Here is a 6894-nt window from a genome sequence, read left to right on the forward strand (position 1 = left end):
GACCGTGTGCGGCCGGGCGAGACGCGCACCACTCCTGCTCTGCCGTGACCTTTCTGCACACCCGGCGTTGGACACGACAACGCGTGCAGGACGCCCCCTCCGTGGACGCGTACGCAGATGAGGGGCCCCGAACCGTGTCCGTCCCCGGGGCCCCTCCTGCCACCAGGCCAGGTCGATCCGGAGCAGCCTCGCGCGGTGGACAATATCCAGGGGCCTCCGCTCGCCGCTCTGCAGGCCACGCCGGACTCACCGGCATCAAGCCCGGACACTTCTTCCCGATGACTACAGCATGAGGAAGACGTGTCGTCGCGCTCCGAGAGACGTGTCGACGGGCGCAGAGATATGGAAACGGGCCGCGTCGGGCCTCCCCCGCAAGCTGGTGGCAGCCCATCCCGCCCGGGGGTGGAAGGGCTTCAGCTGCGGACGGATTCTGCTGCGCTCATGACCCCAGCCATCTGCCGACGCGCGACAGACACCGCAGCGTCCAGTTGGCGGGTACCGGTGCTGACACAGAACCGACCGCTCGCATGCCGCCATCGCCGCGGCCACCAGCGTCTGCGGGGCAACGCTTCACCTGGCCCGACCGCCCGCGGCGGATTCCAACTCCGCCACGAACTCCCGACAGGAACCGTAACGATCCTCAGGGGCCTTGGCCATCGCCTTCGCCATCACGCTGTCGACGGCCGGCGCAAGCCCCAGGCATCTCCCGGAGAGGCCCGGCGGCGAGTCATATCGGTGCGCCCACAGCAGCGCCATGTCATCGTCCCTCTGGAACACGGGCCCGCCCGCAAGGGCCTCATAGACGACGCAGGCGAGGCTGTACAGATCGCCCCGATCGTCTACAGGGCGGCCGGAGATCCTCTCGGGGGCAATGTAGTTCACGAGACCCACGAATTCGCCCACCGTGGTGACGGACGGGTCCAGTGACGGTTTCGCCAATCCGAAGTCCACGAGATACGCGGAGGGATCGTCACCGGCACCGCTCGTGGCCACGAGGATGTTGCCGGGCTTCACATCCCTGTGTACGAGATGGTGCTCGTGCGCGGCATCGAGCGCGGACGCCACCTGTGCGGCGATGCGCATCGCACCTGCCACCGACAGTGGTCCGTCCCGGTCCAGGAGAGTACCCAAGTCCGGCCCGGGAACGTAGCGCATGGCGATGTACAGGACGCCGTTGGACTCTCCGGCCCCGAAGATCGGCACGATGTGCGGGTGATCGATCGCAGCGGCAATGCGCGACTCATGGATGAAGCGTCGGCGGAGAGCGTCACTACGCGTCAATTCGGGAGCGAGCACTTTCAGGGCCACGGCACGGCCCAGCCGCAGATCCTGCGCGAGGTAGACAATGCCCATTTCCCCGCGGCCGATCTCACGCTCCACCTGGTAGCCCGCGATCTGCGAACCGGGCAAAATGGGGCGATATTGGGCCACCTGCCGAAAGTAGCATCCGGACGCCTCGGGGCGATGGATATCGGTGAGGGCGCTGCGGCGCCATGTCGGGGGCGGACCGTCCTCTACGGCCGCCGGCTGATGTCGGCGGCCGTAGAGCATCGGCCTGCGCGTGCCCCGAGCCGGCGGTCGGCTGACCGAGCAAGGGCGGCGGAGAAGGTCGCATGGATGACGGGTTTCTCAGCCCCCTGCCATCGCAGCCTTCGGCGCAGGCGACAGGGTCATGTAGCGGCGACTGGCCCAAGCAGGGACGGCGAACGCGGTGATGACCTATCGCCAAGGTGGCAGACCGATCCGATTGGAAGGCAGCGGCTGATGCGGCCGGAAGCCAGGCACGGGCCGGCTACAGGTCACTCGGTGACCGTCATGCTGCTGGGACTGCGAACTCCAACCACAGCGGATAGTGGTCGGACAGGTGCCAGGACAGCTCGTTGAGGGTTCGCTCGCCGCGCAGCTCGGGGACGAAGTCGATCCTGCCTCCGGCGACTGCTTCCAGGTTCAGGACTGGCCGGTGCTTTTGGCCCTTGGTGAACCAGGCGATCTGGTCGTAGAAGTGCTCGGCTCCGGGCTTGTCGAAGATGGTGCGCGAGAGCCCGTTCAGCTGCGGCGCCGGTGTGAGTCCGGTGGAGGTGAAGGCCTCGAACAGCGGGTCACCGGCCCGATCGATGTTGAAGTCGCCGAGCGCGATCAGGTTGTGGTCCCAGCCGAACTCCTGTTCCGCCCACCCGGCCAGCCACTGCGCGATCGCCTTCAGCTCCGGCACCCGGTCACCGGCCTGGTCGCCGTAATCGACGTGCAGGGTGACCAGGGTGTACGTCTGGCCCGAGGAGAGGAAGCTGACCGCGTACGGGGTGCGGGCAAACTGCCGCCGCAGCTGCCCCGCGCTCACACCCGCGTTCTCCTCGATCGGGACCACGAGCTCGCAGGCCAGGCCGGACGGCTTCACCCGCCGGGTGTCGAAGAGGAACGCCAGGCGCTCATTGTTGCCGGCATCGCCCTTGGTGACGTCGGTGAGGATGAACGCCCAGTCCTCGCCGAGGACCTTCAGGAGGTGGCGCAGCGCGCGCAGGTTGCCCCGCGCTTCTTGCACCGCCACGACGTCGAAGCGGCGGATCACCGCGGCGATGAGGTGCACGTCGGTGAAGTTCCGCTTCGGCGAGGCACCCTCCGGGGTCTGCCACGCCTTCGTCAGATCCCCGAACGCCCGCAGGTTCCACGTCGCCACCAGGAGATTCGAGTTTTCCGACTTCGCCGGAACGGCGTCATCCAGCACGGCCTCCCACCGGGCCACCTGCGCGGTCACCTTCTGGGGCGGGGCCAGAACATCGGCTTCGACGGGCACGGGGTCCTCCTCGACGCGGGAGCAGTGACTCGATCGTGCGAGACCACGCCCGCTGTGAACAAGACCCATGCGGGTGAGCAGCGGGAACTCGGAGCTTTCCTTCCGGTCGACAACAGTCCTCGCGCACCGCGAGAACGTGGAGCAGGTCGCGAATCCGAGCAGGTCTCTGAGTGTTTCGAACTGGTCATAAGGCTGCTCGCAAAGCGAAGGGGCCAACTGTGGCAGGAGCAAGAAGTGTTCCAGGAGCAACTGGCGTGCCACGGGACACCCGTGCTGGGCCGCTTCCCGGACCATGGTCTGATCATTCGCGGTCCCCTGCACAGTGACCATCCACCCACCATGCTGGACCGCAAACCGAGCCGCTCGACCATGCACGCATGGCCGCCGCAGCCGATGGCCTTCACCGGCGTCTGTGAGACAGCCTGCCCTCCACAGCTGCAGGGGAGCACATTCCGGAGCGACCCCGGACGTGCCAAGCCTCTGTTCGTAGTCCGGCAAGCGGCGGGCACCGCGTGGCCAGGGGCACAGCGAACGCATTGCCCGCACAACCTCGCGGAGCGGTAGACCAGGTCGCACATAATGGCTGCTCGCTGCAGGCCATCTGGCCAGCTGGTCGCTCCGCAAGGCAACGCAGTAGGGGCCCGCGCTTGCGGGCCCCTACTTCTGGTAGCGGGGACAGGATTTGAACCTGCGACCTCTGGGTTATGAGCCCAGCGAGCTACCGAGCTGCTCCACCCCGCGTCGGTGATGCCATTCTACATGGTGGATCATGCGGGACTCGGGTCGTTTGCAGCCGCCCGGCGATCGATACCCGGCCGGAGCTGCGGCCGTTGACGGCCACGAAGAAGGCGTCGGACAGCCAGTCTCGCCGACTACGGCCAGATCAGGCCGTCCACACAAAGCCTTCCGCGTCCGTCATGGACTCCTTGCCCCTGTAATGGTCGACGTGCCGGGTATCCGCGTGGGGCGGCCGGGTGCAGAACCCGCAGCCGGTGCGGTACCACTCTCCGCAGTAGCCAGCCGCCCGGCGGGCGTTCATTTCGGGGCCTGCCACGCTGGTCGCGGTCTTCGGGTTGGGACTCATCGGCGCAGCTCCCGGGCCAAGGTGCGCAACGCGCGGCGGGTCTCGCACAGGGAGGCGTCATCCGTGCACTGCTCGCAGATCCCGGGATGGACCTGCACCAGGGCCAATAGTGGCTTGAGGGTGCAGCGGCGGCAGCCTCGGGGGCACCAGCGGCCAGGCACGCCTTTGATGTGGTCGTGTCGGGGCTCAAGGTCGACGGCCGTGTCGCCGTGGAGTTCGGTCGCACACCACACGCAGTGCGCGCCGCCCAGCTGGGTGGCCGTCAGCGTTTCAGGAGCCGGCAGTTCGAGCAGGGTCAGGAATCCCGGCTGGGTTGCGGTGCTCATGCTCGGGCCTCCTCAAGCCGGTAGCCGCCCGGGCCGAATGCAGCGGCGAGGAGCGTCGGATCCGTGAGCTGGCCCGTACCGTCTGGCAGCGCCAGCCACCATTTGCCGCCCAGAGAATGCACGACTGGCGGACACTCCAGTACCCAGCCGGCCGGGTGCACGGTGAGGCCGGCAACGTCGTCCAGTTCGTCGGCGAGGCCGGACGGGAGCAGCCACCAGGACAGGGCGTGACTGATGTCGGAGAGCACCGGACCGTGAGGGTTGGAACCCAGTCGCCGGATCGTCTCCAAGGACCGGGACAGCCGTGCCTCAGCCACTCGCCAGTGGGGGCCGGTCGGGATCGCGGCCAGTTCCCGGGCGTTCCACGCCCGCTGTGCCGCTATGGGGTCCGGGGCGCAGGAGAGTAGCCACTCCTGCCCTGCGCGTACCGGCGCGAGGGGGATGTGTGTCGCCATGCCGGGACGGTATGCAGGACGGTTGCGCGGCCGCGCGCCGATTGTGCGGGATTGCGCACGCTGTCAGCGCCGTTGCCAGGGATTGCTCACGAGAGGGTGAGACCGGCCCGCGCACGCGCGATCACCCGGTGGGCATGGTGGTCGAAGACGGCAGACGCCTCCATCAGGTTCCACAGCTTGCGGTAGTACGCCACGTCATCGGCAGCATCTAGCCACAGCTCGGCGTTCCACGTGTCGGCGACGACGAGCCGCTCGTCAATGATCCAGAAGCCGTGCTTCGGGGAGAAAGGGGTCCGTGTACCGAGCGGGATGATTCCGAGAGTGACGGTGTCCAGGCCGATGAACCCGCTCAGCCGGTTGAGCTGTGCTGCCATGGCTGCCGGGGCGCACCGGACGACATGCAGGGCCGCCTCCCAGACCAGTACGTGGAAGTGGTGGCCGGGCTCGTACACAGCCTCTTGGCGCTTCATGCGGGCCCGCACGCCCTCCTCGATGTCGCGGGCGGTACCGAGCCGGTTGGAGACGTCGGTGAGGACGCCGCGCGCATAGTCCGGGGTCTGGAAGATGCCAGGGATGACACCAGACTCGAAGATGTGGATCGTCTCGGCCTGCGCCTCCTGGACTGCGTGGCCTTCCTGCACGGCGCGGTGACCGGCAGCGAGTTGGCGCTTCCAGCTGCGGTGAGCTGTCTCTAGTCGCTGCAGCCCGCTCAGGCTGCGCATCAGCTCCTGGCCGGCCTCTGGCTTACCCGCGGCCCGGGTCCAGGCCTCAAGGTCCGCGGGCGCGGCAGTCTGCTTGCCGGTCTCCAGTCGGCTGACCTTCGAGCGCTGCCAGCCGAGCCGCTCAGCGAACTCCTTGCCGTTCAGGTCGGCCTTGGTGCGCAGCTCACGAAGCCGCGCACCGAGCGCCTCGCGGGCCTGCTGGTAGTCGGTACTCACACAGTCGAAGCTACCTGCGCGGCGAACTCCTCATGAGGGATCGCGTAGTGCCAAGCCGCATCACGTACCTGGCAGAACTCTACGATGCGGACCGGATCTTCAATCAGCTCGGCGCCGAGGTACTCGTCGGCATCGTCGAAGTGGAGCACCAGCGCGCGACACGCATCGAACAGCCAGAAGTCCACGGCCGGCAGTTGTAGCCGCTCGGCGTCGACACGCCACAGGTTCCGGATGTCCTCACCGGCCTCGTTGTTACTGGTCGCGCTCACGAGCAAGAACATCTGTTCCGAGGTAGGCGGCCTGTCCATGAGACGCACCCGCTCGATCCGCTTCCCTTTCGCCGTCTGCGCCCGGACGTTGGCGCACCAGGGACGGCGTGAGTCGATGGGCACGGTGCCGGTTTCCAGGAAGCGGCGGTACCTCTCACCCGCCCGGTCAGACCCATACCCACGACGGGCCTCCAGCCGCCAGGCCGTGTGCTCGAACCTCTCGAAGTACGAACCGAATGTGTCGTCGTCGATGAACTCCGGCACGTCGCCTACTCCGTGGGAGCAAAGCGGGTCAGCAGCTCGCGTGGGATTCGTACGAACGACTCGCCCTCAAGGACGTTCTGCAGCTGCGCGATGTCCTGCGGATCGGTGACGGTGTACCCCTGCACGACGATGTCACCAGTTGCGACGTCCTCATACAGAGTGGGGCACTTCCCGTCTTCGCTGGTCGTGCCGAGCATGCGGAGTTCCATGGCCGTCTCCCTCTCGTGCCGTGGGCGGATCCCCAGGATGCGGCGGATAGCGAGAGCGCGTAGGCCGATTGCTTCGAATTGCGCCGCCGATGGGGAACATTCGACTGGTTGTGCGCAACCGGCGGCAGTCCTGGACGGGTTGCACAGGAGGCGGTCTGATCGCGGTGGCAGTGTCCCGTCGGCGTCCTGGATCTTCGAGGGGGCGCGGGGCTTCTCATGGCACTTGTCGAGGATGACGCAAACCAAACACTATGGTCGGCGTCCACTCTCACAATGGCCATGCTGTCCGGTTGAACACGCCGTCGCCGCGTACGCCCCGGGCATGCTGATCAACAGCCATCCGCCGTAACAACTGGGCCGCAAGACTGGGAAGTTCGTCCATCACGCGACTTCCTAGGGCTCTCTCGAACTCACGCCCGTGTCGCAACTGGGCACACGTTGCGCTCTGCGAGATGTGCTGTGACTTAGGACGCGCAGATCAATAACCCGTGGCTTTCCAGTCGACGGTTCGTTGGTCTGGCATGAGTGGGTTGGACGTGCAACGGGCGGCTCTGGCGG

At 67.0% G+C, this 6894-nt stretch carries 7 protein-coding genes and 1 tRNA gene; all 8 read right to left on the minus strand.

Features of this window, described 5'->3' with window-relative positions:
* Positions 1-570 precede the first annotated feature (570 nt).
* The 8 genes from ACIRU3_RS45100 to ACIRU3_RS45135 all read right to left on the minus strand — a co-directional run bounded on the left by ACIRU3_RS45100 (position 571) and on the right by ACIRU3_RS45135 (position 6336).
* The gene (locus ACIRU3_RS45100) at positions 571-1431 is read right to left on the minus strand and encodes a serine/threonine-protein kinase (protein ID WP_404069880.1); all 861 of its coding nucleotides are present in this window, start codon (positions 1429-1431) and stop codon (positions 571-573) included.
* A 382-nt stretch (positions 1432-1813) separates the two neighbouring features.
* Positions 1814-2791 (minus strand): endonuclease/exonuclease/phosphatase family protein, encoded by a 978-nt coding sequence (locus ACIRU3_RS45105; RefSeq protein WP_404069882.1) that lies wholly within the window; start codon positions 2789-2791, stop codon positions 1814-1816.
* 664 nt (positions 2792-3455) lie between these two features.
* Positions 3456-3532: transfer RNA gene (locus ACIRU3_RS45110), tRNA-Met, on the minus strand.
* Positions 3533-3871: 339 nt separating this feature from the next.
* Complete coding sequence (locus ACIRU3_RS45115; RefSeq protein ID WP_404069884.1) at positions 3872-4201, minus strand: hypothetical protein; 330 nt, start codon at positions 4199-4201, stop codon at positions 3872-3874.
* Positions 4198-4656: a hypothetical protein gene (locus ACIRU3_RS45120; protein WP_404069886.1), complete on the minus strand. Its 459-nt coding sequence runs from the start codon at positions 4654-4656 to the stop codon at positions 4198-4200. Before ACIRU3_RS45120 ends, ACIRU3_RS45115 begins: the two co-directional genes overlap by 4 nt.
* Before the next feature lie 86 nt (positions 4657-4742).
* A complete protein-coding gene (locus tag ACIRU3_RS45125) occupies positions 4743-5594 on the minus strand; it encodes a helix-turn-helix domain-containing protein (protein WP_404069888.1) in 852 nt (283 codons plus the stop codon).
* Positions 5591-6127 carry a DUF6879 family protein gene (locus tag ACIRU3_RS45130; RefSeq protein WP_404069890.1) on the minus strand — a complete coding sequence of 179 codons (537 nt, stop codon included), beginning with the start codon at positions 6125-6127 and terminating at the stop codon, positions 5591-5593. Before ACIRU3_RS45130 ends, ACIRU3_RS45125 begins: the two co-directional genes overlap by 4 nt.
* 5 nt (positions 6128-6132) lie before the next feature.
* Positions 6133-6336: a hypothetical protein gene (locus ACIRU3_RS45135; RefSeq protein ID WP_404069892.1), complete on the minus strand. Its 204-nt coding sequence runs from the start codon at positions 6334-6336 to the stop codon at positions 6133-6135.
* Positions 6337-6894: the final 558 nt, after the last annotated feature.

The organism is Streptomyces sp. NPDC101151 (assembly GCF_044768335.1).
Lineage (GTDB): Bacteria > Actinomycetota > Actinomycetes > Streptomycetales > Streptomycetaceae > Streptomyces.